This is a genomic window from Ruegeria sp. THAF57 (assembly GCF_903914075.1).
Classification (GTDB): domain Bacteria; phylum Pseudomonadota; class Alphaproteobacteria; order Rhodobacterales; family Rhodobacteraceae; genus Ruegeria.
Genome location: NZ_CAIWNQ010000001.1, coordinates 625,409 through 648,528 on the forward strand (window position 1 = coordinate 625,409; position 23,120 = coordinate 648,528).

Consider the following 23,120-nt stretch of genomic DNA (forward strand, 5'->3'; position numbering starts at 1 on the left):
AATAACATGAACAAACCTGTGAAATTTGACGACCTCGAAGTCGGCTTCGACATCCCCGCCTCAATCGGTATGGACGAAAGCGAGATTCAAACACCGTGCCTGATACTCGATCTGGACGCGCTGGAGCGGAATATCAGGAAGATGGGCGACTATGCCAAGGCACATGGCATGCGCCACCGCGTACACGGAAAGATGCACAAGTCCGTTGATGTCGCCAAACTTCAGGAGAAACTGGGCGGCGCGGTGGGTGTCTGCTGTCAGAAAGTCTCGGAAGCCGAAGTTTTTGCGCGCGGCGGCATCAAGGATATCCTTGTATCAAATCAGGTGCGTGACCCAGCCAAGATCGACCGCTTGGCACGACTGCCCAAGACCGGAGCGCGCACCATCGTCTGCGTAGACGATGTCGAAAACGTCGCGGACCTGTCTGCCGCTGCGGTTAGCAACGGCACCGAATTGGAGGTTCTGGTCGAAATCGACTGTGGCGCGGGGCGGTGCGGCGTGACCACAACTCCGGCTGTAATCGAAATCGCCGAGGCAGTCGTGGCTGCCCCAAACCTGAAATTCACAGGCATTCAGGCATATCAGGGCGCGATGCAGCATCTCGACACGTACGAGGCCCGAAAAGTGAAACTGGATGCTGCAATCGCGATGGTCGAAGACGCGGTTGACGGGTTGAAAGCCGCAGGCATCGACTGCGAACTGGTCTCGGGCGGTGGCACTGGATCGTATTATTTCGAAAGTAATTCAGGTGTTTACAACGAACTGCAATGCGGGTCCTACGCCTTCATGGACGCCGACTATGGCCGCATTCTGGACAAGGATGGCAAGCGGATCGACCAGGGTGAGTGGGAAAACGCGCTATTCATACTGACCAGCGTCATGAGCCACGCCAAAGCAGATAAGGCGATCTGTGATGCAGGTCTAAAGGCGCAGTCCGTCGATAGCGGCTTGCCGTTCATCTTTGGGCGCGACGATGTCGAATACCTCAAGTGCTCGGATGAGCACGGCGTGATCGGTGATCCGGGCAATATTCTCAAGGTCAACGACAAGCTGCTTCTGGTGCCCGGTCACTGTGACCCGACCTGCAACGTCCACGACTGGTATGTGGGTGTCCGGGGCGGCAAGGTTGAAACGCTCTGGCCTGTTTCGGCCCGTGGAAAGGCGTTCTGAGCAATGAGGGATATCATGACTTCTCAAGATGGTCTGCTGATCGTAGGCGAAGATCTTTGCAAGCAACTGGTCGGCCGCCAGCAAGCCGTTGACGCGGTTCAGTCGGTCTTTGGCGCGATGGCCAGCGGCGGGGCGTGGAATTTTCCTGTTGTGCGCGAAGCGCTGGGTTACGCAGACGCTTTGTACGGCTTCAAGTCAGGGTTCGACAGGGAAGGACAGGTGCTGGGCGTAAAGTCGGGCGGATATTGGCCCGGCAATGCCGAAAAAAATCTGACCAACCACCAATCCACCGTCTTTCTGTTCGATCCTGACACCGGCCAGCTCTCTGCGCTTGTCGGGGGCAATTATCTGACGGCGGTGCGCACGGCGGCCTCGTCAGCGGTCTCGATTGCACATCTGGCGCGGCAAGATTCGAAGGTTCTGGGGATGGTTGGCGCTGGTCACCAATCCGCTTTCCAACTGCGTGCGGCGGCCGAACAACGCGCGTTTGAGAAGGTCGTCGCCTGGAATCCCCACCCGGACATGCTGCCGCGTCTGGCTACCGTGGCCGAGGAAATCGGGTTGCAGTTCGAAGCCGTCAGCCAACAGGAACTGGGCGCGCAGGCGGATGTGATCATCACGATCACCTCAGCCTTTGAACCGCTATTGATGAATGACTGGATCAAACCCGGCACGCACCTTGCCTGCATGGGCACCGACACGAAAGGCAAGCAAGAGGTCGACCCCGCGCTTGTGGCCGCAGCAACCGTTTTCACAGACGAGGTCGCCCAATCCGTTACGATCGGCGAAGCCCAGCACGCTATAAACTCGGGCGCGGTATCACAGGATCAGATCACACCAATTGGTGCCGTGATCAACGGGGATCACCCCGGTCGGACCAGCGAAGACGAAATCACCCTGTTCGATGGAACCGGCGTTGGCTTGCAGGATTTGGCAGTTGCGTCGGTCGCCGCGCGATTGGCGGATGAGGCAGGCTTGGCGCAGCGCGCGGCCCTATGAAACGAAAAAGCGCGCCTCGTTCGGGGCGCGCAACTTCGATCGTGGCGATCAGGTCTTAGCCCCGGATCACCTTTGCAAACTGGTCAAAGATCGGTTCGTTCGAACAGATCACCTCGCCATCTTCCAAGACACTGCCTTCGGGATTGAGGGCCTGCACAAAACCACCGGCCTCTTTCACGATGATGATCCCGGCCGCCACGTCCCACGCGTGCAGGCGACGTTCCCAGAACCCTTCGTACCGACCTGCGGCCACGTAAGCCAGGTCAAGCGCCGCCGAACCCCAGCGGCGCACACCGGCGCAAGTCGGCATCAAACGCGCCAGATCCTGCAGCGTTGCTGGCAAGTCCGAACGGCCACCAAAGGGCAGGCCCGTCGAAAAGATCGACTCGATCATACGATGACGGCTTGAAACGCGAATGCGGGTATCATTCATCCACGCGCCTTCACCTTTTTCAGCAAAAAACATCTCATCCTTGGCCGGGTCGTAGATCACGCCAGCGACGATCTTGCCCTTATGTTCCAACGCGATCGAAATCGCCCAGTGCGGCAGGCCGTGCAGGAAATTCGTTGTCCCATCCAGCGGGTCCACGATCCAGCGGCGCGTGGGATCTTCACCAGCGATTTCGCCGCCCTCTTCCGCCAGCCATCCATAGGTCGGGCGCGCGCCTAGCAGTTCCTCTTTCAGGATGGCTTCTGCGGCGATATCCGCCTTAGAGACAAAATCGCCTGCGCCTTTCATCGACACCTGAAGGTTCTCGACTTCGCGAAAATCTTTGACCAAAGACCGCCCCGCCTTGCGCGCGGCTTTAATCATGATGTTGAGGTTTGCACTGCCAACCATTGTCCAAAGGCTCCTGTCCGGTCAAACCGCGCGTATACTGATGCAAAGCGCCCTTGCCAAGAGGAATGATACGCATAGCAGACCCGCGTTTTGCGCCTATTGCTGTTGCAACTTGCGGGCCTCGGTGCCGGCCAGTTGAATCAACTCTTGCACATAGGGCTTTTCAAGGTCTTCCGAGCGAACGGCCGCGTACAGCCTGCGGGTAATTCCGTCCTTGGTCAGCGGGCGGGTCACATAGTCCGAATTGTACTTAACCTCGCGCACGACCCAGTCGGGCAACACCGAAATCCCGCGGTTCGAGGCAACCAAAAGCAAAATCACCGCCGTCAGTTCCACCTGTCGGATCGCGGCCGGCTCCACCCGCGCAGGGATCAGCAACTGGCTGAACACATCCAGTCGCGTGCGTTCGACAGGATAAGTGATCAAGGTTTGCCCCCGGAAATCCTCGGCCTCGATATAGTCCTTTTGCGCCAAGGGATGCACCGACGCGGCGACAAATACGGCGTCATAGTCGAAAAGCTCTATGAACTCGACACCCGGCAGGTCTTCGGGGTCGGACGACACGACAAGATCGACCTCTTCTTTTTGCAGCGCCGGCAAAGCGTCGAACGCAAGACCCGGCTTGATATCCACATCAACGTCCCCCCACGACTTGCGGAAGGTTTCCAGCACGGGAAACAACCATTCGAAACAGGCATGACACTCGATAGCGATATGCATCCGGCCGGTACGACCATCACGCAGGGACGAAAATTCGTGCTGCGTCGCCTCGACCTGCGGCAGGATTTGCTCGGCCAACCGCAACAAGCGCAGACCAGCCGCCGATAATTTCATCGGCTTGGACCGGCGTAGGAAAAGTTCAACACCCGCCTGATCTTCCAGCCCCTTGATCTGATGGCTCAGCGCAGATTGCGTGATGTTCAACTGGTCCGCAGCGCGGGCAAGCCCACCACATTCATGGATCGCCTTGATTGTGCGCAGGTGCCGGAATTCGATGTGCATTTCAGATTCGCTCATGTTGTTCTTGAACAATATGAGTTTGTCTCACATAGCAGAAACTGGCACAAGACCCGGGACCGCAGCAAATGAGGCCAAGATGACCAAGCCAGAAATTTCATTCGAGTTCTTCCCGCCGCAATCGCTGGAAGCCTCTTTTCGGTTGTGGGACACTGTTCAGACTCTGGCCCCACTTGATCCTCGGTTTGTGTCCGTCACTTACGGCGCAGGCGGAACCACGCGGGAACTGACCCGCGACGCGGTGGCAACTTTGCACAAATCTTCTGGCCTGCCTGTCGCGGCCCATCTGACCTGTGTGGATGCGACGCGCGAGGAAACATTGGCCATTGCCGACAGTTTTGCCAAGTCAGGCGTTCAGGATATCGTCGCGTTGCGCGGTGACCCACCAAAAGGTCAGGACAGTTTTGTTCCGCATCCTGACGGCTTTCAGAACTCGGTCGAACTCATTGCGGCGCTCGCTGAAACAGGCAAGTTCAACATTCGCGTCGGCGCCTACCCCGATATCCACCCCGAGGCGCAAAATGCGCGCACAGACGTGGACTGGCTCAAGGCCAAATTGGACGCCGGTGCCGACGAAGCCCTGACGCAGTTCTTCTTTGAGGCCGAGACATTCTTCCGCTTTCGCGACGACTGCGCCAAAGCAGGGATCGATAAGCCCATCGTGCCGGGAATTCTGCCGATCGAAAACTGGAAAGGAGCGCGCAACTTTGCCCGCCGCTGTGGAACGCGCATCCCGGCATGGGTTGAACAGGCGTTTGACAAGGCCGTTCGCGACGACCGCGAAGACCTGCTGGCCACGGCCCTATGCACCGAGCTGTGCTCCGACCTGATCGAAGGCGGTGTCGACAAGCTGCATTTTTATACGCTGAACCGCCCGGAACTTACCCGTGATGTCTGTTTTGCATTGGGCATCACACCCAAAACCGAGCTTCAGAACGTTGCCTGATCCAAAGGCATGAACACGCGAAATTGACGAGCCAATCCGGGGGAACAATCCAGACACAAATTCCCCTATTGTTCCTCTTTCATATTCAATTTTTTGCCTTATTTGACAAAAATTCACCCGTCCTGACACTGGTTCTCGTAGTTGTTTAACGAGTGATTTGTTATGGAACCTGTTGATAGAATCAGGGCGCGTGCTGAGGCACTTCATGTCCTTGGATTGAACCAGCAAGCTGGTTCTGCGGACATCAGGAACGCGTGGCGGCAGATCGCGTTTCACGCACATCCCGATTGTTCCTCGTCTGATGCGGCAGACTTCACCCGCGCCAAGGAAGCTTACGATCTTTTGCGCGAAGAAGGGCTGGCTGGAAAAGCTGCTGATGCCGGAAAACCAAAGCGCCCCAAGCTGCGCAAACGCGTAATCACGCTAGAGGATGCGGATATCGACGCCTGTCGTTCATTGCTCGACAAAGCGCTTGCGCACGTTTCGGAAGAACAGGAAGCCAATCAGGCCGAGGCGACGGTCGATCTGCGGGCCGACTCGGATCATATCCCCGAGGCTATTGGCTGCTATGGCCGTAACCTAACGTATTTCGTGCCATCTTCGGTCTGCGAAGGTGCAAACCGTATCGCGCTTCCTACGTCGATTTTGGCCGGGACACGCCGCACCGAGACTGAGGTCCTCAGTTTTCAGTGCAAAGAGGCCGGTGCTGGCGAGGTGGTTGTCCCCGAGACAATCTTGAATCGCAAGTTTCCCGGCGCAAAAAGCGTTCGCATCCGGTTTGAGGCGGATCAGAAAACTCAGGATGAGTTCTGGCTGGCCAGTTGATTTCGTCACAGAAAAACCCGGCTGAATCAGCCGGGTTTCCATTAGAAATTTCAGTTATCAGTTTGTAACCGGAGCGTCCGAGGTGAATTTCGGAATGACGGCGGTTGATGCAGCGTCGGCCTCGATCCCCGGCCAGTTCCCTTCGGCAAGATTGATGTTGCCGGGAATGTCTTCCTCAAAGAAACCTACGACCACATCCGTGATATTGAGATACAGCTTATCATCCACGATCCGCCACAGGTTGGGGTTTGCCGGAACCTTGCCGCCGCGCGAAACGCCATAGGCGCAATGGCCATCGTATTGGGGCGCGTAAAAAGCGGGGTTCTCAAGGAACTTGTCACGGTTTTCTTCGGTCGAAAACGCCCAGGTTGCACCATTGTATTCTGCGGTGATATCAGACCGACCGCGCACTCCTTCGGGCTGCGCCTGACCGACCGGAGCCTGATCGAGGCCGCGATAGGCGACGACGTCATAACCTGAAACCGCAAAACCAGTGCCATCAACATACTGATCTCCGGCAAATGCGGGCAGCGACAGCGCCAGAGTAGCGGCTAGGGTCAGGGCAAAGCGTTTCATGTGTTCAATCCTCATGTCCGAGGAGCGGTTCATCGCTCCGGTTTCCGGGTTCGGTCTGAGGATAGGTGATTTGTGTGCTCTGCGCAGTCCCGCTCGCGCCGCTGTGACATCGCACGTGAAAACGTGAAGGTTTCGCCCCGTTTGTTACAAAAACGACCCAACTTCCGGGGTTGGACTCTGAAGTCTGCAATATTAGCTGTTGTGACGGACGGACAATTTACATGAAACCTTCTGGGAAAGACGGACAATGACCGAACAAACGACCTATACGCCCCCCAAGGTCTGGACATGGGACAGCCAGAATGGCGGCCAGTTCGCCAATATCAACCGGCCGATTGCCGGGGCCACACATGACAAAGACCTGCCGATCGGGCGCCACCCGTTGCAGTTGTACTCCTTGGCGACCCCGAACGGGGTAAAGGTAACCGTCATGCTCGAAGAGCTGTTGGCGCTGGGGCACGAAGGTGCCGAGTATAACGCATGGCTCGTCAATATTGGTGACGGTGACCAGTTCGGATCGGGTTTTGTCGAGGCCAATCCGAATTCGAAGATTCCTGCCCTTTGGGATCGCTCGGGCGAAAAACCCGTACGTGTGTTCGAAAGCGCCTCGATCCTGTTTCATCTGGCGGAAAAGTTCGATGCCTTCCTTCCCAAATCCGGCCCGGAACGCGCAGAGGTCATGAGCTGGGTTTTCTGGCAAATGGGCAGCGCGCCTTATCTGGGCGGCGGGTTCGGACATTTTTACGCCTACGCGCCCGAAAAGTTCGAATACCCGATCAACCGGTTCGCCATGGAAACCAAGCGGCAACTGGACGTGCTGGATCGTGAACTGGCCGACAAGACCTATATCGCGGGCGACGACTATTCGATCGCGGATATTGCGATCTGGCCCTGGTACGGCCAACTGGTTCTGGGGCGCCTTTACAGCGCGGCCGAATTCCTGGACGTCGACTCCTACAAGAACGTCATGCGTTGGGCCAAAGCGATTGACGAGCGCCCAGCCGTCAAACGCGGCCGGATGGTGAATCGCGCATTTGGTGAGAAGCACACGCAGCTTCACGAACGTCACGAAGCCAGCGATTTCGAAACCCGCACGCAGGACAAGCTTGAAGCCGCCGCGGAATAAGACAAGCAGACCTCGCGGGGTACGCTCCGCGGGGTCTGGTTCTACTTCAGGACAGGCGGCTTATCCGGGTCGCTGCCCGGCGCAACCTGCGTCATGACACGCGCTTCGGGCTGCGGCAGATCAAAACGCAATCCCACACGGGCCAGAGATGCCGCCGCTGCATCCTGTGCACTGAAAAACCCGACATCCATCGCCCCGGCCTCAATCCCCGAAAACGTCAACGCCTCGGACGCGGCTTTGGCCAATGCGGCCTCGGCACCGTCTACCGCGTCGACGAATCCCAGCATGTGCCCTGCCCCACCTTCTTTCGATCTAGTGCCCACAAGATACGCGGCCTGAGCCAGCCCAACAGCTGTGGCCAACTTGGTGTCCAGCGCGGTCAGCAGTTCATCCGGCAATCCCGCAGGCGGTACAAACTCAGCAAAGCGCTGCTCAACTTCTTCGGGACCATGTTGAAGGGTTGTCGCCAGCCAGCCCAACGCCTCGGACGGAATCAACATCGAAGACGGGGCTGTCTCCAAATTCAGACCCAACCCGATACCCTGCCCCGCCAGCATCGACGACAGAACGCGCCCTGACACCGCGACATAAGGAACCGGGCGGCCAGCGAACTGCGCCAGACGGTCCTCACGATCAAAGGCCAACACGAAACTGCCATCCGCAACGTCAAAGAGTTCGGGCGAGATATTCTCGTCCCGCGCCTCTTCGGTCAGCATCAGGAACAGCTCGCTGTCCGCCAGCCGTTCAAAGAACCTCAGACGCGCGGCGTCGTCCTGAGGCGCAGCGTCCATCGCAGCATGAGCCGAATCAAGCGCGGTTATCTCAGTCATTCAATACCTCTTGCACCCGCGCGCGCAGAACCGGCAACAGGTCGGACACGAACCACGGATTTTTCTTGATCCATGCCGTATTCCGCCACGACGGATGTGGCAAGGCAAAGACCCGCGGCGCATGGTCCCGCCAGTTGCGCACAGTGTCTGTCACCGACCCGCGCGCCTTGAGGTGATACTTGAATGCATGGCCGCCCACGAGGACAGTCAAGGGAACCTCACCCAGCGCCTGCATTACCTTATCATGCCAGGTTTGGCCGCAAACCCGCGGCGGTGGCAGATCGGCCTTGCGCACATCATACCCCGGAAAGCAAAACGCCATCGGCACAATGGATACGCAGGATCGGTCGTAAAACGTGGTTTCATCCACCCCCAGCCAATCGCGCAGCCGATCACCTGAGGGGTCTGTAAAAGGCCGCCCCGAGGCATGCACCCGAGCACCGGGTGCCTGACCGGCAATCAAAATCGGTGCGCCCTTGCGAAACCAGACCACCGGCCTTGGTTCATGGGCCGTCTCAGTGGCTGCGAACCGATCAGCGCAAAGACGGCAGGCCGCAATTTCTTCTTCGAGTGAATTCATAAGATCGCAAGGTTTCCTGAAGCAAACTGCCCGAGAATTACTCAATAACCTAGTCACGGCGCGGTTCTTCTGAAACAGGTGGAAAAGTCACAATCAAAACAGGCCGCAACAGGATGCATTGAACATTTGTTTCATAATTCGACATAATGTAGCCAACGTGAATGAACAAAAACTCTGCTTTTCCGCTTCCCTGACCGGTAGGAATTGACAGAAAATGCAGCAGGCCCGGAATGCTTGAATTCGAAAATGTCAGTAAATCCTTTTGGACCGGGACACGCCGCAAGGTGATCCTGGACAGGGTTTCGTTCAAGGTCGAACTGGGCAGATCTGTTGGTATTCTCGCACCAAACGGGACCGGAAAAACCACACTGATCAATATGATGGCCGGGTTAGAGAAACCCGACGACGGGGTCATTCGCAAATCTTGCCGGGTGTCGTTTCCCATGGGCTTCACCGGCGGCGTGTCCAACAAGTTGTCCGCTTTGGAAAACGCACGTTACATCGCCAAGATCTATGGCATGGACCCGGACTACGTCGAAGCTTATTGCAGTTGGCTATGTGGTTTGGGCGAGTATTTTGATCAACCGCTCGCCACCTATTCGTCAGGCATGAAAGCGCGTTTTACCTTTGCGCTCATGTTGGCGCTGGACTTTGACATGTACCTCATAGATGAGGGAATGCCAGCCACGACAGATGTGGAATTCAACAAAAAAGCGGGCGACATCCTGCGGGAAAGACTGCGCACCACCACTTTGGTGATCGTGTCACACAGTCCGCAAGTTCTGGAGAAATTCGCGCGTCAGGCGGCTGTTCTGGTGGACGGTCAGCTATACATGTTCGACACCTTGGAAGAGGCAAAACAGCTATATGACTACCAAACCCAAGGCTAGAATCTATAACTGGCGGCGCAAGCGCAACGGATCGGGCACTGCCGAGGCCCGCGCCGACGCAATGTCGCGTATCCGAGAGGCAACCAGCGCACCCGAGGCGGCCAACGAACCGCAGCCGGGCACGGATATTGACGATATCAAACGTGAAGGTCTGACAGGACGCCAACTCAGGATCGCCCGCCGTCTGGCCCAAAAACACGGTTTGGCGGCAACGTCGGATTACGATGCGGTTCGGTTGTTGCGAAAGAAAGGCATAGATCCGTTTGAACGCGCCAGCCTGCTGGACCTTGCAGCGGAAAAGAAGCAGGCCGAGGACGAGACAACGGACAAGGTCAAAATCCAACTGCCTCAGACTTTTTCCGAAGGCCCTCAGACCCTACCTGGCCCTGAACTGAACCCTGCACAGCGCCGGGAATTCGAGATCGGCGAAATACAAAAGGACATCGCCCGCCGCCGCCGTCGCAAACTGTTTGCCCTGTTTGCGCGACTGGCTGTGTTTGTGCTGCTGCCGACAGTGGCAGTCGGCATGTACTTCTACCGCTACGCGACACCGATGTACGCCAGCGACTCGGCATATTCGATATTGCAGGCCGATGGTGGCGGAGCGGCATTTGGCGGTTTTCTGGCCGGAACCCAGTACGCCACCGCACAGGATTCGGTCGCAACACAGGAATTTTTGGAATCCAAGGACGCTCTGATCAGGTTGGAGCGGGACATGGGGTTTTCGGATATTTTCAAGCAGGAGTGGATTGATCCGATCCAGCGCCTTGCCCCGGACGCCAGCCTTGAAGAAACCTACAAGCTCTACAAGCGAATGGTCACGATTGGATATGACCCAAGCGATGGCATCATCCGTATGGAAGTTGCGGCCCCGGAGCCTGATATCGCGGTGGGTTTGAGCGAAAAACTGCTGTCCTACGCCGAAGAAACGATCAACGGCCTGTCCGAATTGAAGCGCGAAGACCAGATGCGGGATGCACTGGAAAGCTTTGAACTCGCACAGGAGGATCGCAGGCAGGCGCAGGAAGCCCTTATTGAGCTGCAATTGCAGGGCGCGATTTTGGACCCCGAAAACGTCATTGTCGGTTTACGCACGCGCATAAACACGCTTGAAACCCAGCTTCAGGAGAAAGAACTGCAATTGGCGGCGCTATTGGACAACTTGCGTCCGAACAAGGCCAAGGTGGACGGCGCGCGCGCTGATATCGCCCGGTTGGAAGCCGTTCTTGAGGAACTGAATGCCGAAATGCTGGACGTTTCTGGCGGCGAAAACTCTCTGGCCCGGCTAAGCGTGCGGATTCAGATGGCGCAGGCAGATCTTGCCGCACGCGACATGATGCTGCAAACGGCCATGCAACAGATGGAAACCACCCGAACCGAAGCAAACCGCAAGGTCCGTTACTTGTCGGTATCGGTGAATCCGGTTCCCAGCCAGGATCCGACTTATCCGCGCAAATTCGAAAATACGATTTTGGCTTTCCTGTTGTTTGCTGGTATCTACCTGATGATCTCGCTAACAGCGTCGGTCCTTCGTGAACAGGTATCCTCGTAAGACATATGAAACATGTAAAAATCTCCGATCTCACGGTCGGCAATGATCTGCCTCTGACGATCATCGCCGGCCCCTGCCAACTTGAAACCGCCGATCACGCCCAGATGATCGCCGGTAAAATGAAAGAAGCCTGCGATGCTGCGGGCGCGCAATATATTTTCAAGGCCTCGTATGACAAAGCAAACCGGACCTCATTGTCCGGCAAACGGGGTATGGGGATCGACGCCGGGCTGAAGGTTCTTGGCGACATCCGCAAGACCATGGGTATTCCGGTTCTGACCGATGTCCACACCGAAGCTCAATGCGCCATTGCGGCCGAAGCTGTGGATGTCCTACAAATCCCGGCGTTTCTGTGCCGCCAGACGGACATGTTGCTGGCTGCGGGTAACACCGGCAAGGTCGTGAACGTCAAAAAGGGTCAGTTCCTTGCCCCGTGGGAAATGACCAATATTGTCGACAAGGTCGAAAGCACAGGAAACCAGAACATCCTTTTGACCGAGCGTGGAACCTCGTTTGGCTACAACACGCTGGTCGCTGATATGCGGGCGCTGCCTCAGATGGCTCAGACCGGATACCCTGTTGTTATGGATGCGACCCACTCGGTTCAACAACCCGGTGGCAAAGGCGGATCATCCGGCGGACAGCGTGAATTTGCGCCAGTCATGGCCCGGGCTGCTGTCTCTTTAGGCGTTGGGGCGGTTTTCATTGAAACCCATCAAGACCCGGACTCGGCACCTTCTGATGGTCCGAATATGATCCCCCTGGATCAAATGCCTCAATTAATTGACACATTGATGCGCTTTGATGCGCTGGCGAAAGCCAACCCAATTCAAATTTGAGCACGAGCTATAGAATGAACAAACCCATCCCCGAGGTGACCCCAAACACCTGGAGCTTTCTGCGCGACCCGATGATCAAACCCACCGGGTTTCGCGAATATGACGCTCGTTGGAAATATCCCGAAGAGATCAACCTGCCCGGCATGACCGCGCTGGGTCTGGGTCTGGGCACCCAAATGCGCAAACGTGGGATCGAACCTGTAATTGCCGTGGGCAACGACTATCGCGACTATTCGCTGGCCATCAAAAACGCGTTGATTCTGGGCCTGATGCAGGCGGGGATTAATGTCAAGGATATCGGCCCCGCACTTAGCCCGATGGCTTATTTCGCACAGTTCCATTTGGACGTACCTGCGGTCGCAATGGTCACTGCCAGCCACAATCCGAACGGCTGGACCGGAGTGAAGATGGGCTTTGACCGCCCCCTGACCCACGGCCCGGACGAGATGTCAGAACTGCGCGATATCGTCCTGAACGGCAAAGGTGTGGCGCATGAAGGTGGCTCATATGAGTTCGTCGATGGTGTGAAAGAAGCCTATATCGACGATCTGGTCGGTGATTTCAAAATGTCACGCCCGCTGAAAGTGGTCTGCGCGACCGGGAACGGCACCGCCTCGGCCTTTGCGCCCGAGATATTTGAGCGGATGGGCGTCGAAGTGGTCCCCAGCCACAACAGGCTGGATTACACCTTCCCTAACTACAACCCCAACCCCGAAGCCATGGAGATGTTGCATGACATGGCCGATGCCGTGAAATCCAGCGGCGCGGATATGGCGCTGGGTTTTGACGGTGATGGCGACCGGTGTGGCGTTGTCGATGATGAGGGTGAAGAGATCTTCGCCGATAAGGTCGGTGTCATCATGGCGCGCGATCTGGCGAAGCTTTACCCCAACTCAACCTTTGTGGCTGATGTGAAATCGACCGGCCTGTTCGCCAGTGATCCTGAATTGCAGGCCCTTGGGGTTAAGGCGGACTACTGGAAAACCGGCCACAGCCACATGAAGCGCCGGGTCAAAGAGATCAACGCGCTGGCCGGGTTCGAGAAGTCGGGCCATTACTTCTTGGCCGAGCCTATCGGGCGCGGATATGACTGCGGAATGCGCGTGGCGGTCGAGATCTGCAAGCTGATGGATCGCAACCCGGATCAAAGCATGTCGGATCTGCGAAAGGCCCTACCAAAGACGTGGTCAACGCCGACTATGTCCCCCTATGCGGCAGATAACGAGAAGTATGACATCCTCGAACGGTTGGTCGACAAGCTGGTCGCTAAGTCCGACGCTGGTGAGACTATTGCTGGCCGCGCAATCAAAGAGGTCGTGACCGTCAACGGTGCGCGGGTCATTCTGGATAATGGCAGCTGGGGCCTGGTGCGTGCATCGTCAAACACACCTAATCTGGTTGTCGTTTGCGAAAGCAGCGAAAGCGACGATGAAATGCGCGCAATCTTCGCAGATATTGACACCGTTATTCGCACTGAACCAGGCGTTGGCGACTACGATCAAACTATCTGATTTTATAGTAGGGCTGGGGCGTAGATAACGCCCCAGCCCATCAATCTGCACCCAGCAGTTTCAAAAGCCCTTTCTTGGCTTCCTCTTCCAGCTTCTTCTTTACCGCCTTTTCAAGGCTTTCGCTGTCCGTGACGGCGGTACCCAATTCATCCCCGACCTTATCAAGGACTTGCTGTTTAGCGTCGCCTTCCAGTTCCTTGATCTTTCCCTCTGCGGCGGCCTCGATCACTTTGCTCAGGTCCGGTTGAATCGAGGGGTTGCTCCACGGTCCCACGATTCTGACTGGTACCGACAACCCCTGCCCCGAGTTGGCCCTCAAGGCAGTGGGCGTGAAAAGATAGTCGATATTGCGGGCGCCTATACCAACCGTGCCCTTGCCGTCTGCCCTGAAGTTATCCAGCGACATCAGCAGGTCCTCATTCCTGAGAACCCCTTGATCAATGGTGAAACTGGCCGTCAGGCTGTTGAACACCGTCGCACCGCCATTGCCGTCTCCGCGCCCCATTATCCGGTCCAGATCAATGCCCGAGATCACCCCTCTCCCGACATCAAGCCGACCCTTGCCACTGAGGGAGCGCATGATCTGATCTTCGCTCTGCCCCACCCCCAGAAACTCGAACGATCCAGAGCCGGTGCCAGATAGCCGCGTGACATCCGCCAAAGTGGACAAAGCGGATTGGAGGTCGATGCCCTCGGCCTGAAGATTACCGCCAACTGACAAACCGTTTCTGTTATTTGCCACGACCTGACCGGTCAGTTTTCCGGAAAACAGCGTGGCGGGATTCATTTGAAGCACCGCTCTTGAACGATCGAGGTTCAGCGTCAGGTCACTTGGCCCCAGAGTTAGCTCAGGCACAGCGATCGAATTGGCCGTCAGCCGAATTTTTCCATTGGCCAAAGCAAGGGCCGAGGCGTCAATTGGTGTGGTCGACCACCCCTCTGCGGCCGTAACCGCTGCCGATCCGCCGCCGACACCTCCTTCGCCTGAAGGCGCGTTGAAACGCGAAAGATCAAGATCCCCGCCGTTCAGCCGGGCCGTAATCTGCGGAGGGTCCGAGATCACGATATCCGCTTCTCCGGTCAGCCGGTTGTCGTCCAGTTGCGCCACCATTTCTCGCAGCGAGATACGTCCCTCGCTGGTATAGGTCATATGGCCCGCGACTTCGGCTTTCCGCCCCAGACCAAGCGGTACGCCAACGCCAGCCTGCCCAAAAGCGGCCAGCATCTTTTCGGTGTCTTGCGCTTTGATATGCAGCTTGCCGTCCATTTCTCCGGCAAGGTTCACCAAGCCATCAAAGTCCACTTCTCCACCCGGTGCGCGCAAGAGCAGTTCCAGTGGTGCCGCGACGCCTGTGGCATAGGCAGGCAAGTCCGGAATTTTCAAATCAACCTCGACCTTGCCGCCGGGGACATCCATCTTGGCCTCGACAAATAGCGGGGCAGTCACATCCGGCCAGTTCGCGGAAAGATCCACATTGGCAAAGTCGAACTTCACCGCATCGTTTTCCACATAAACAAGACGTGCGTTGGTCAGTTCCAGAAAATCCAGTGTTACCGTACCCGTCGCATTTTTTGATTGGGCACTTACAGCGTTGCCAGAGGATACAGGCGTGGACCGGTCAAATTGCCAGTTACCGCGCCCTTCGGACAGTTCAAGCCGCAGCGTCGGATTTTCCGCGATGATCCGACGTATCCTCAGATCCCCCGAGATCAACGCCGCAGCATCCACGCCAACCGCCATGCTGTCGGCGCTCAGCATGGGCTCTGGTCCGGCCCAAGACGCGTTACTGAATGTCACGGGGCCAGTTTCCATGCCCAAGACCGGCCAGAACGACAGGTTTACATCGCCGGACAGTTTCAAGTCCCGCCCCGTCTGGCCGCGCACCTGCTCGGTCAGGATCGCCGCAAGCTTGTCACCGGGCATCATCAACAATGCTCCGATCACCAGCCCGACAACGGCCACAAGAAGGAAGACGATGCGCAACAGCCACTTCATTTTTCTGCTCTCCGCTTATCTGGCATGCGTTGAAAATATAATTCAAAGCCCAGCGGCCATTTGCAAGGGGAAGCGTTCCCCACTATATGGCGCGCCATGACAACGAACCCGCCGAACCTCCGCCCCGACCTGGCGCCTGCCGCCCGGATCACCGATACGCCCCGTTCAAACCAGCCGACGATCGGCATGGTCTCTTTGGGCTGCCCCAAGGCTTTGGTGGATAGTGAGCGTATTCTGACTCGCCTGCGGGCCGAAGGGTACGGGATTTCGCCTGATTATTCAGGTGCAGATGCCGTGATCGTGAACACCTGCGGGTTTCTGGACAGTGCCAAGGCGGAATCGTTGGACGCCATCGGTGAAGCGCTGGTTGAGAATGGCAAGGTCATCGTCACGGGATGCCTGGGGGCCGAGCCGGATTACATCCGCGAACATCACCCACGCATCATGGCCGTCACCGGGCCGCATCAGTATGAACAGGTGCTGGATGCCGTGCATCAGGCGGTGCCCCCCGACCCTGATCCGTTCGTGGACCTGCTGCCCGCCAGCAGCGTGCAACTGACCCCGCGCCATTACAGCTATCTGAAAATATCCGAGGGCTGTAACCACAAGTGCAAATTCTGCATCATCCCCGACATGCGCGGCAAGCTGGCCAGCCGCCCCGCCCATGCCGTACTGCGTGAGGCCGAAAAGCTAGTCGACAATGGCGTGCGCGAGTTGCTGGTAATCAGCCAGGACACCTCGGCCTATGGGCTGGACCGCAAATACGATGTGAACCCGTGGAAAGACCGCGAGGTACGCAGCCACATCACCGATTTGGCGCGTGAGTTGGGGCAGTTCGATGCGTGGGTGCGCCTGCATTACGTCTATCCCTACCCGCATGTGCGCGAGTTAATCCCGCTGATGGCCGATGCGGGCTGCAACGTTCTGCCTTATCTGGACATCCCGTTCCAACACGCCCATCCGGATGTTCTGAAACGCATGGCGCGTCCGGCTGCGGCTGCAAAAACGCTGGACGAGATCGCCGCATGGCGAGCAACCTGCCCGGATATAACGTTGCGGTCGACCTTCATCGTCGGCTATCCCGGCGAAACCGAGGCCGAGTTCCAAACCCTTCTGGATTGGATGGACGAGGCTCAATTGGATCGCGTCGGTTGTTTTCAGTACGAAAACGTGGATGGTGCACGGTCGAACGAATTGCCAGATCACGTTCCAGCCGACGTCAAACAGGACCGCTGGGAACGGTTCATGGAAAAGGCGCAAGCGATTTCCGAGGCGAAGCTTGCCGCCAAAGTGGGTCAGACACTCGACGTGATCGTGGACGAGGTCGATGACGAGGCCGCCACCTGCCGCACAAAAGCCGATGCACCGGAAATCGACGGCAACCTATTCATCGACGAAGCCTACGAAAGCCTGAAACCCGGCGATATCGTTTCCGTCGAAGTGGACGAGGCTGGCGAATACGACCTATGGGGCAAGTTGGCCTGATCTGCTCACCCCAAGTCGTTGGTGTGTGAAACAAGTTTATTGGCGTTTTGCGCGCATTTGGTGGATCATGACAGGGCAACCTGCTTTGTAGCCAGGAGGGTCTCTTGTCCAGTATTATCGGCTTTCCCCTGAATGTGTTCGCGCTGACCGTCATCGCCCAGCTTTGCGCCATGCCCGTTGTCGCAGATAGCAAAGGAACAGGCGGATTCATTTTCATCGGGTCTGACTCGGTCAGTCTGCACCTTCGCAGCAAGCATCAGGTCCATAGGCACTATGCCGCCCCGAAGGTGTATCACCGCAAGACCAAGCCCACAGTGCATGGTCACAAATCAAGTGCGAATGGGATTGAATACACGGGAAAACCCAAGGGGTATTACCACAAAGGTCATCGCTATAAAGCCAAGTCAAAACGGTATTACCACAAACCAGCAAAGCGGTATCACTACTCGGTCCACAGCCCCTTCAACCGTTTGTCTTCACCCTATTACATTCCGCAAAACTATGGCATTCGACGCCGGTAACCGTGGCTGAAATCTAACTTCAGAACAGACTGACAAGCCCGATAATCCACGCCACGCCTGCGGCAACAGCCGTCAGTGCAACAGCGGCACTTGCCGCGTCTTTCGCCTGTCCCGCCAATACATTGTGATCCGTTGAAGTATGGTCCACTGCGCGTTCAACCGCCGTATTGAACAGCTCTGCCACCATCACCAAGACGCCCAACACAATAATAAGCGCACGCAGGCCGTCGGACAGTGGCAAGAAAAGGGCCAGCACAATGGAAACGAGGTTGGACCATGCCCAAGCGCGAAACGAATACTCTTCCTTCCACGTCGCGGCCAAACCCTGCCAGCTCCAACGCGTGCGGTCCTTTAGACGAACAAAGAAATTTTTCATGGGCCCTCTGCTTTCAGACAGAGCCGACAGAAACCTGATGGAAGACGGCTAGGCAAGAAAAAACCGCCCGGAAGGGCGGTTGAACGTCGGGTGCAGGTGGCCCGCGCATGGGCGGCCACCTGCAAAATACTTATTGTGCGACAGGGTTACAAACGGTCTGTCCGGCTTCGGTTGTTGCCAGTTCAGTACCTGCCGGGCAGCTCGGCGTGCCGAACTTGTCATACTCAGGCGTGATGTAGACCGGTGCCGGCTCTTCTTGTTGCGAGCATGCAGCCAGAATCAGGGCAATTGCGCTAACGGCAGCGAATTTAATTTTCATGTCCGTCGTTCCTCTATCAATTTTCTAGTATTGCCCTGAAATTCGGGGCTGTCCTAAAACTACGCCCTTCAAGGGTTTTTTGCAACAAAATCAATCACGAAAATGTGAAAGCGGCAAAACCATGCTGTCTGGTCGGCATTGGTAGTCACCCCTACAGTTTTGCCAAAAGCGCCCTACAGTTGGGAAACGCCATTCGCAAACCACGGAGTAGCCAGATGTCAGAAGCGCCGATTATCGCACAAAGAGCCCCATATCCTGTCGAGGTAGCTGAGGGCAAAACCTATTTCTGGTGTGCGTGCGGCCAATCCAAGCGGCAGCCGTTTTGCGATGGCTCACACAAGGATACGGGCATCGAGCCAGTGAAATTCACCGCGGACGCGACCAAGAAAGTGTTTTTCTGCGGCTGCAAACACAGCGCAAATCCGCCGCTGTGCGACGGTTCACACTCCAAGCTCTGACTACTTTTTCAGGGTGTTGAGAATATCAGCGTTGGCGCAGAACTTCGGCGCCGACTCTGCTGTGGTCTGCCGTTCTGCCAGCCACGCCATGCACCGCTCACTGCACTGAGATGCGCGGCAGCGGGTAATCATTTCGGCGTACAAAGTGGGGGAGATCTGCTTGTCTGCGATCGCCTCGGTCAGTGAGACGTCAAGACTTCTGGCAACGGACCGGGTCAGCCAGAAGTGTGTTTCAATGTCGCCCAGAACATCCTGCATCGTCAGCTACCCTTCGACTGCTGCGCCTTTAGCACCTCAAATCGCTTGTGATTGGGGCATGTTTTAGGGGGCTGTACGACACCGTTAGCATTATCTAGCCAATCGGGGCACTTGTCAGCCCATGCGCACCCCTGACAAGAGCGTACCATCTTGGCCCAGTCCTGCTGTGACAGCTGCCCCTGCCGGTGTGCGGCAACGACATCCGTACCGGTTGCCTGTCCCATGCGCAGAACAAGACGCAGATGAGTCATAATGTGACCCAACCGTTGCATCACTTGTTCGCTTCCGGGATCAACTTGGCGAATAGGAGTGAGTTACGACAATACTCTGGAGTCTTTTCCAACGCCTCGGACCGCTCCATCAGGCTTTCGCAATGATCCGGGTTTGGGCACCCGCTGCATCGAAGAACAGAGTCCGAAATCTGGTCGATCGAGATTTCGCCGCCAAGCGCGGCTGCTTCCAAATCAACACCAATCCTCGTCGCCATGTTGTCTACCAGACGGGCGTGCCGCCTAAGCGTTTCTCGGCTGTGCATTCGACATCCTTTCCCTGACGCGTTTAGGTCAGGATAACTGATGCCGAGCAGCAGACCTTTGACTCAGGTCAAGAGGGCGACGCGATATGGTCGAGATAGGCGCGCGTGGCGTCCTGCACGCGGCGAAAGCGGTCTCCGCCTAGTTTCTTGCCGCCATACCAGCGTGTGACGATGATCACATGACCTTCCAGTTCGGCGCGCTCCATCATCCGCAGAATCACCATACCCGCACCGCTTTCACCATCGTCGGCCTTGAGCGCGCCGGTGGGTAGAACAGCGGCCCAGGTGTTGTGGGTGGCCTTGGCATAGCTCTTGTCAGATTTCAGCTCTTGCAGGACGGCGTCCACATCATCGCGCGTAGCCACGGGCGCGCCGGACACGGCGTATTTCGATCCGCGATCCGTCAGGATCACACCCAGACGTTCAACGGCGATCATTGTGAAAGCCCAAGCTGCCGTGCGGTTTCCACAACGATCTGAACACGCTGCTCGTTGGGGGGATGCGTTCCCAGAAAACTATCGTCCGGGTCAGGCAAGCGGTCAAAGTACTTTGCACCGATCAACGGGTTATATCCGGCCTTATACGTTATGACCGTCCCTAACTGATCTGCTTCCAGTTCGAAATCCTTGATGTAAACCTGCGCGCCCACCTGAGCGCCCAACTTCTGAGCCTTTTCCACACCAGCCCCATCTGCCCCGCCCAATCTGGCCAGTTCGCCAAAAATCTCGGCACTTTCCCGGGCGTTTACGGTTTGCCGGGGGATATGTCTTAGGATGTGATGCGCAGCCTCATGACCCATGACAAAAGCCAATTCATCCGCATTTTGCGCCGATTCAATCATGGATCGGGTGAAGATGATAACCGGTTGATTGTCTTCGTCCAGCGTCTGAAAAGCATTGGCCGGAGCCCGCGGGTTCAGATCAACCACGATCGTGAAATCACAATTGGAGACATTCCCACGCCTGAGACATTCTGATCTGGCCTGTTGCCCAATCTGTCGGCTGATCTCCTGAAAGGTCGCAGCCTCAACCTGAAAATCGTCCCGATCCTGTTGCCATTCTTCCGCTGGCTGAACGCGCAAAGTGTTGGCAACGCAGGCCGTCAGCATCAGGGGAAGCAACAGTAAAGTCAGACGGCGCATGGATCATCCTTTGAAACGGTCATGCCGTTTTTCGGACCATAGCGCGGGACGTGAGGGACCGCCACAGCCTGAATGCGATTGAACGGGTTGCAATGCGGTTCGCCGCCCTTCACTGTTGGCTCATGTTTTCGATTGAGCATGAATTCGACTCGACGGTGATCACTCTGGTGGACGAAGGCGCAAAGCCTCTGCAAGAGGATGTGGTCATCAATAATTTCGCTGAATGCGTGACGCTAGAGCAATTGGACCCGCGCACGGACAAGGTACAGAAGATTACCTTGTCCCCTGAACAGGTCCGGGATCTGGCGGCGGCGTTGGATTTACCCGAAGGGGTCTATCAAATCCACGAAACACCTGGTCAGGGTTCGTAGACAAATACCTTGTCCCGCGCCGCATGCCCGCGCGCCAGCACCAAATGGGATGGCGCAACCCCCAACGAAGACGCAAGAATGCGGCTCACCGTCTGATTTGCTTTGCCATTCTCAGGGGGAGCTGCGACGTGAATGCGGATGGACCCATTGTCAAACGTCATTCGGTCCGACGCGGATTTAGGGATGACTTTAACCTTGAACCTAGCACCCGGCTTGGCCAATCCGTTTAAGTCCGGAAAATCGCGCGGTTTTGCTCTGGCCATTCCATCCTCCAATTCGCGAACATTCTTGCACGACTGGCAATTGAATGAAATTGATCTGGGAAACCAAGCCGGTTCCACTTGAAACCCGCCAGGTGTTCGACCAGATAGACACTGCTCATGTAAAGGAAGTTAACATATGTCCTTGAAAAATCCGGCCGCCTTGGAGTTTCTACAATCGCGCCGGTCCCGGCCTGCCAAAACTCTGATCGCCCCTGCCCCGACCCGCGAACAGTTGCAGCCGCTTTTGACCGCCGCCGCGCGTTGCCCGGATCATGGCAAGCTGGAGCCATGGCGGTTCATCGTGATCGAGAAGGGCGCAATGCTGCGATTGTCCAAGCTGACGCACGACCGGGGCGTGGCCCTGGGCAAGTCACCCGAGGACATCATTAAGGCGCGCAGCCAGTTCGAATTGGGTCATCTGGCGGTTGCCGTGATCGAGGTACAGAAGCCTTCGGAAAAAATACCGGCAATTGAACAGACCTATTCGGCGGGCGCTGTGTGTCTGGGTCTTTTGAACGCCGCACTTGCGTCGGGCTGGGGGGCGAACTGGTTGTCGGGCTGGCAGACCCAGGATCCGGACTTCTGTCGCGCCGCATTCGGACTTGCAGACAATGAACGCGTGGCGGGCCTGATTCATATAGCAACCGAAGGTGTTGCCCCGCCTGAACGCCCCCGCCCTGATGTTGAGGCGTTGACAGAATGGGTTTCGGAATGATGATCCTGAACTCTTTTTTTGCGGCATTGGGTCAGATCGGAGACCCCAAGTTTCGCTCGGTCCTGTTTCGTGGTGTTGGTCTGACGATCGTCCTGCTGATTGCGGCCTGCGCAGCGGCGATCTGGCTGATCAACTGGTTGGCCAGTGGTGAGATTTCGTTGCCATGGATTGGTGCCGTCCCGTGGTTAAACGACGTGCTGAACTATTCGGGTATTTTTTTGGTTTTGGTGCTTCCGGTTTTTCTAATGATGCCAGTCGCCTCGGCCATTATCTCAATGTTTCTGGAAGAGGTCGCGCAGGCGGTCGAAGATAAACACTATCCGGCCCTGCCCTCTGTTCCCGGCATTCCGTTCAGCGAAGGGCTGCGCGATGCGATCAGCTTTATGGGCGTGCTGATTGTTGCCAACCTTCTGGCGCTGATCCTCTATGCCATCTTCACACCGTTGGCCCCGTTTATCTTTTGGGCGATGAATGGGTTCTTGCTGGGGCGTGAGTACTTTACTCTGGCCGCCATGCGCCGGATTGGGCGCGATGGCGCGCGCAAATTGCGCGCAAAACACTCGGCAACAATCTGGATGGCGGGGACGCTGATGGCGATCCCCTTGTCAGTGCCGCTGGTGAACCTGGTGATCCCAATTATCGGAGCGGCCACATTCACCCATATCTATCACAAGCTGTCTCACTGAAGATCAGTTGCGCGGCTCCAACTGGTTCAACCAGTCAAAGTCGCGCACCGAGATTACGCCCGAGATGATGATCCCGGCGATGATCGCCCACAACACCACCGAAATACCGGTGGTGATCCACAGTTTTTTCTTCATGTGATGCACTTCCGGGGCACCCGCGTGCGTGCCCGGAACGATCTCTCCCAGATCGCCCTGCGTCTTGATTCGGACCGGCAGCACGACCAACAGCGTCATGAACCAGATAACGGCGAACAGAACCAGTGCAGCAGTGATCGTCATGACAGCCTCGCTTGG

At 56.8% G+C, this 23,120-nt stretch carries 30 protein-coding genes; 15 read left to right on the plus strand and 15 right to left on the minus strand.

Annotation, left to right across the window (positions count from 1 at the left end; all coding sequences use genetic code 11):
* Positions 1-6 precede the first annotated feature (6 nt).
* Complete coding sequence (bhcC, locus tag RUESEDTHA_RS03025) at positions 7-1,170, plus strand: 3-hydroxy-D-aspartate aldolase BhcC (RefSeq protein ID WP_180884244.1); 1,164 nt, start codon at positions 7-9, stop codon at positions 1,168-1,170.
* Positions 1,171-1,185: 15 nt separating this feature from the next.
* Positions 1,186-2,169, plus strand: a complete 984-nt coding sequence (gene bhcD, locus RUESEDTHA_RS03030; protein ID WP_219635808.1) for an iminosuccinate reductase BhcD — start codon at positions 1,186-1,188, stop codon at positions 2,167-2,169.
* A gap of 55 nt (positions 2,170-2,224) precedes the next feature.
* Here the strand turns inward: bhcD and RUESEDTHA_RS03035 are convergent, their stop codons facing one another.
* A complete protein-coding gene (locus tag RUESEDTHA_RS03035) occupies positions 2,225-3,010 on the minus strand; it encodes an inositol monophosphatase family protein (RefSeq protein ID WP_180884248.1) in 786 nt (261 codons plus the stop codon).
* Between the two features lie 96 nt (positions 3,011-3,106).
* Positions 3,107-4,012 carry a LysR family transcriptional regulator gene (locus tag RUESEDTHA_RS03040; RefSeq protein ID WP_180884600.1) on the minus strand — a complete coding sequence of 302 codons (906 nt, stop codon included), beginning with the start codon at positions 4,010-4,012 and terminating at the stop codon, positions 3,107-3,109.
* A 94-nt stretch (positions 4,013-4,106) separates the two neighbouring features.
* Here RUESEDTHA_RS03040 and metF point away from each other — a divergent pair, with 94 nt between their 5' ends.
* Together metF and RUESEDTHA_RS03050 are read left to right on the plus strand one after the other, a co-directional pair.
* Positions 4,107-4,973, plus strand: a complete 867-nt coding sequence (gene metF / locus RUESEDTHA_RS03045; protein WP_171120358.1) for a methylenetetrahydrofolate reductase [NAD(P)H] — start codon at positions 4,107-4,109, stop codon at positions 4,971-4,973.
* A 162-nt stretch (positions 4,974-5,135) separates the two neighbouring features.
* Positions 5,136-5,798 carry a J domain-containing protein gene (locus tag RUESEDTHA_RS03050; RefSeq protein ID WP_180884250.1) on the plus strand — a complete coding sequence of 221 codons (663 nt, stop codon included), beginning with the start codon at positions 5,136-5,138 and terminating at the stop codon, positions 5,796-5,798.
* Between the two features lie 57 nt (positions 5,799-5,855).
* Here RUESEDTHA_RS03050 and RUESEDTHA_RS03055 read toward each other — a convergent pair whose 3' ends face one another.
* Positions 5,856-6,374, minus strand: a complete 519-nt coding sequence (locus RUESEDTHA_RS03055) for a YHS domain-containing (seleno)protein (protein ID WP_180884252.1) — start codon at positions 6,372-6,374, stop codon at positions 5,856-5,858.
* Between the two features lie 247 nt (positions 6,375-6,621).
* On the opposite strand from RUESEDTHA_RS03055, the gene yghU reads away from it, so the two are divergent.
* Positions 6,622-7,500: a glutathione-dependent disulfide-bond oxidoreductase gene (gene yghU, locus RUESEDTHA_RS03060; RefSeq protein WP_180884254.1), complete on the plus strand. Its 879-nt coding sequence runs from the start codon at positions 6,622-6,624 to the stop codon at positions 7,498-7,500.
* A 41-nt stretch (positions 7,501-7,541) separates the two neighbouring features.
* Here the strand turns inward: yghU and RUESEDTHA_RS03065 are convergent, their stop codons facing one another.
* On the minus strand, positions 7,542-8,330 hold the full coding sequence (locus RUESEDTHA_RS03065) for an SseB family protein (RefSeq protein WP_180884255.1): 789 nt from the start codon (positions 8,328-8,330) through the stop codon (positions 7,542-7,544).
* Complete coding sequence (locus RUESEDTHA_RS03070) at positions 8,323-8,910, minus strand: uracil-DNA glycosylase family protein (RefSeq protein WP_180884257.1); 588 nt, start codon at positions 8,908-8,910, stop codon at positions 8,323-8,325. Before RUESEDTHA_RS03070 ends, RUESEDTHA_RS03065 begins: the two co-directional genes overlap by 8 nt.
* A gap of 230 nt (positions 8,911-9,140) precedes the next feature.
* Here RUESEDTHA_RS03070 and RUESEDTHA_RS03075 point away from each other — a divergent pair, with 230 nt between their 5' ends.
* The 4 genes from RUESEDTHA_RS03075 to RUESEDTHA_RS03090 are packed head-to-tail and all read left to right on the plus strand — an operon-like array spanning position 9,141 to position 13,702.
* Positions 9,141-9,800, plus strand: a complete 660-nt coding sequence (locus RUESEDTHA_RS03075) for an ABC transporter ATP-binding protein (protein ID WP_180884259.1) — start codon at positions 9,141-9,143, stop codon at positions 9,798-9,800.
* Positions 9,778-11,352: a capsule biosynthesis protein gene (locus RUESEDTHA_RS03080; protein WP_180884261.1), complete on the plus strand. Its 1,575-nt coding sequence runs from the start codon at positions 9,778-9,780 to the stop codon at positions 11,350-11,352. Before RUESEDTHA_RS03075 ends, RUESEDTHA_RS03080 begins: the two co-directional genes overlap by 23 nt.
* A 5-nt stretch (positions 11,353-11,357) precedes the next feature.
* Positions 11,358-12,191, plus strand: coding sequence for a 3-deoxy-8-phosphooctulonate synthase (gene kdsA / locus RUESEDTHA_RS03085; protein WP_180884263.1), 834 nt, complete (start codon positions 11,358-11,360; stop codon positions 12,189-12,191).
* A gap of 14 nt (positions 12,192-12,205) precedes the next feature.
* Positions 12,206-13,702, plus strand: a complete 1,497-nt coding sequence (locus RUESEDTHA_RS03090; protein WP_180884265.1) for a phosphomannomutase/phosphoglucomutase — start codon at positions 12,206-12,208, stop codon at positions 13,700-13,702.
* A 40-nt stretch (positions 13,703-13,742) separates the two neighbouring features.
* Here the strand turns inward: RUESEDTHA_RS03090 and RUESEDTHA_RS03095 are convergent, their stop codons facing one another.
* A complete protein-coding gene (locus RUESEDTHA_RS03095; RefSeq protein ID WP_180884267.1) occupies positions 13,743-15,698 on the minus strand; it encodes an AsmA family protein in 1,956 nt (651 codons plus the stop codon).
* A 96-nt stretch (positions 15,699-15,794) separates the two neighbouring features.
* Between RUESEDTHA_RS03095 and rimO the strand changes: the two genes are divergently transcribed.
* A complete protein-coding gene (rimO, locus tag RUESEDTHA_RS03100; RefSeq protein WP_180884269.1) occupies positions 15,795-17,183 on the plus strand; it encodes a 30S ribosomal protein S12 methylthiotransferase RimO in 1,389 nt (462 codons plus the stop codon).
* A gap of 104 nt (positions 17,184-17,287) precedes the next feature.
* Complete coding sequence (locus RUESEDTHA_RS03105; RefSeq protein ID WP_180884271.1) at positions 17,288-17,704, plus strand: hypothetical protein; 417 nt, start codon at positions 17,288-17,290, stop codon at positions 17,702-17,704.
* A gap of 19 nt (positions 17,705-17,723) precedes the next feature.
* Here RUESEDTHA_RS03105 and RUESEDTHA_RS03110 read toward each other — a convergent pair whose 3' ends face one another.
* On the minus strand, positions 17,724-18,080 hold the full coding sequence (locus RUESEDTHA_RS03110; RefSeq protein WP_180884273.1) for a diacylglycerol kinase: 357 nt from the start codon (positions 18,078-18,080) through the stop codon (positions 17,724-17,726).
* A 130-nt stretch (positions 18,081-18,210) separates the two neighbouring features.
* Complete coding sequence (locus RUESEDTHA_RS03115) at positions 18,211-18,399, minus strand: hypothetical protein (RefSeq protein ID WP_180884275.1); 189 nt, start codon at positions 18,397-18,399, stop codon at positions 18,211-18,213.
* A 215-nt stretch (positions 18,400-18,614) separates the two neighbouring features.
* Here RUESEDTHA_RS03115 and RUESEDTHA_RS03120 point away from each other — a divergent pair, with 215 nt between their 5' ends.
* Positions 18,615-18,857, plus strand: coding sequence for a CDGSH iron-sulfur domain-containing protein (locus RUESEDTHA_RS03120; protein WP_180884277.1), 243 nt, complete (start codon positions 18,615-18,617; stop codon positions 18,855-18,857).
* Here RUESEDTHA_RS03120 and RUESEDTHA_RS03125 read toward each other — a convergent pair whose 3' ends face one another.
* The 5 genes from RUESEDTHA_RS03125 to RUESEDTHA_RS03140 form a co-directional block, all read right to left on the minus strand.
* A complete protein-coding gene (locus RUESEDTHA_RS03125) occupies positions 18,858-19,115 on the minus strand; it encodes a DUF6455 family protein (RefSeq protein ID WP_180884279.1) in 258 nt (85 codons plus the stop codon).
* A gap of 2 nt (positions 19,116-19,117) precedes the next feature.
* The gene (locus RUESEDTHA_RS20765; RefSeq protein ID WP_219635812.1) at positions 19,118-19,387 is read right to left on the minus strand and encodes a DUF6455 family protein; all 270 of its coding nucleotides are present in this window, start codon (positions 19,385-19,387) and stop codon (positions 19,118-19,120) included.
* On the minus strand, positions 19,387-19,650 hold the full coding sequence (locus RUESEDTHA_RS03130; RefSeq protein WP_180884281.1) for a DUF6455 family protein: 264 nt from the start codon (positions 19,648-19,650) through the stop codon (positions 19,387-19,389). The genes RUESEDTHA_RS20765 and RUESEDTHA_RS03130 overlap by 1 nt, the downstream gene beginning before the upstream one ends.
* A gap of 68 nt (positions 19,651-19,718) precedes the next feature.
* A complete protein-coding gene (locus RUESEDTHA_RS03135; protein ID WP_180884283.1) occupies positions 19,719-20,087 on the minus strand; it encodes a YigZ family protein in 369 nt (122 codons plus the stop codon).
* A complete protein-coding gene (locus tag RUESEDTHA_RS03140; RefSeq protein ID WP_180884285.1) occupies positions 20,084-20,791 on the minus strand; it encodes a M48 family metallopeptidase in 708 nt (235 codons plus the stop codon). The genes RUESEDTHA_RS03135 and RUESEDTHA_RS03140 overlap by 4 nt, the downstream gene beginning before the upstream one ends.
* Positions 20,792-20,913: 122 nt before the next feature.
* On the opposite strand from RUESEDTHA_RS03140, the gene RUESEDTHA_RS03145 reads away from it, so the two are divergent.
* Positions 20,914-21,162, plus strand: coding sequence for a hypothetical protein (locus tag RUESEDTHA_RS03145; protein WP_171121670.1), 249 nt, complete (start codon positions 20,914-20,916; stop codon positions 21,160-21,162).
* On the opposite strand, the gene RUESEDTHA_RS03150 is transcribed toward RUESEDTHA_RS03145, so the two are convergent.
* A complete protein-coding gene (locus RUESEDTHA_RS03150; protein WP_180884287.1) occupies positions 21,150-21,425 on the minus strand; it encodes a DUF167 domain-containing protein in 276 nt (91 codons plus the stop codon). The two genes, RUESEDTHA_RS03145 and RUESEDTHA_RS03150, sit on opposite strands and share 13 nt — an antisense overlap.
* A gap of 136 nt (positions 21,426-21,561) precedes the next feature.
* On the opposite strand from RUESEDTHA_RS03150, the gene RUESEDTHA_RS03155 reads away from it, so the two are divergent.
* Complete coding sequence (locus RUESEDTHA_RS03155; protein WP_180884289.1) at positions 21,562-22,140, plus strand: nitroreductase; 579 nt, start codon at positions 21,562-21,564, stop codon at positions 22,138-22,140.
* A complete protein-coding gene (locus tag RUESEDTHA_RS03160; RefSeq protein ID WP_255431602.1) occupies positions 22,125-22,826 on the plus strand; it encodes an EI24 domain-containing protein in 702 nt (233 codons plus the stop codon). The genes RUESEDTHA_RS03155 and RUESEDTHA_RS03160 overlap by 16 nt, the downstream gene beginning before the upstream one ends.
* A gap of 3 nt (positions 22,827-22,829) precedes the next feature.
* Here the strand turns inward: RUESEDTHA_RS03160 and RUESEDTHA_RS03165 are convergent, their stop codons facing one another.
* Positions 22,830-23,105, minus strand: coding sequence for a DUF1467 family protein (locus RUESEDTHA_RS03165; protein WP_180884291.1), 276 nt, complete (start codon positions 23,103-23,105; stop codon positions 22,830-22,832).
* Positions 23,106-23,120 lie beyond the last annotated feature (15 nt).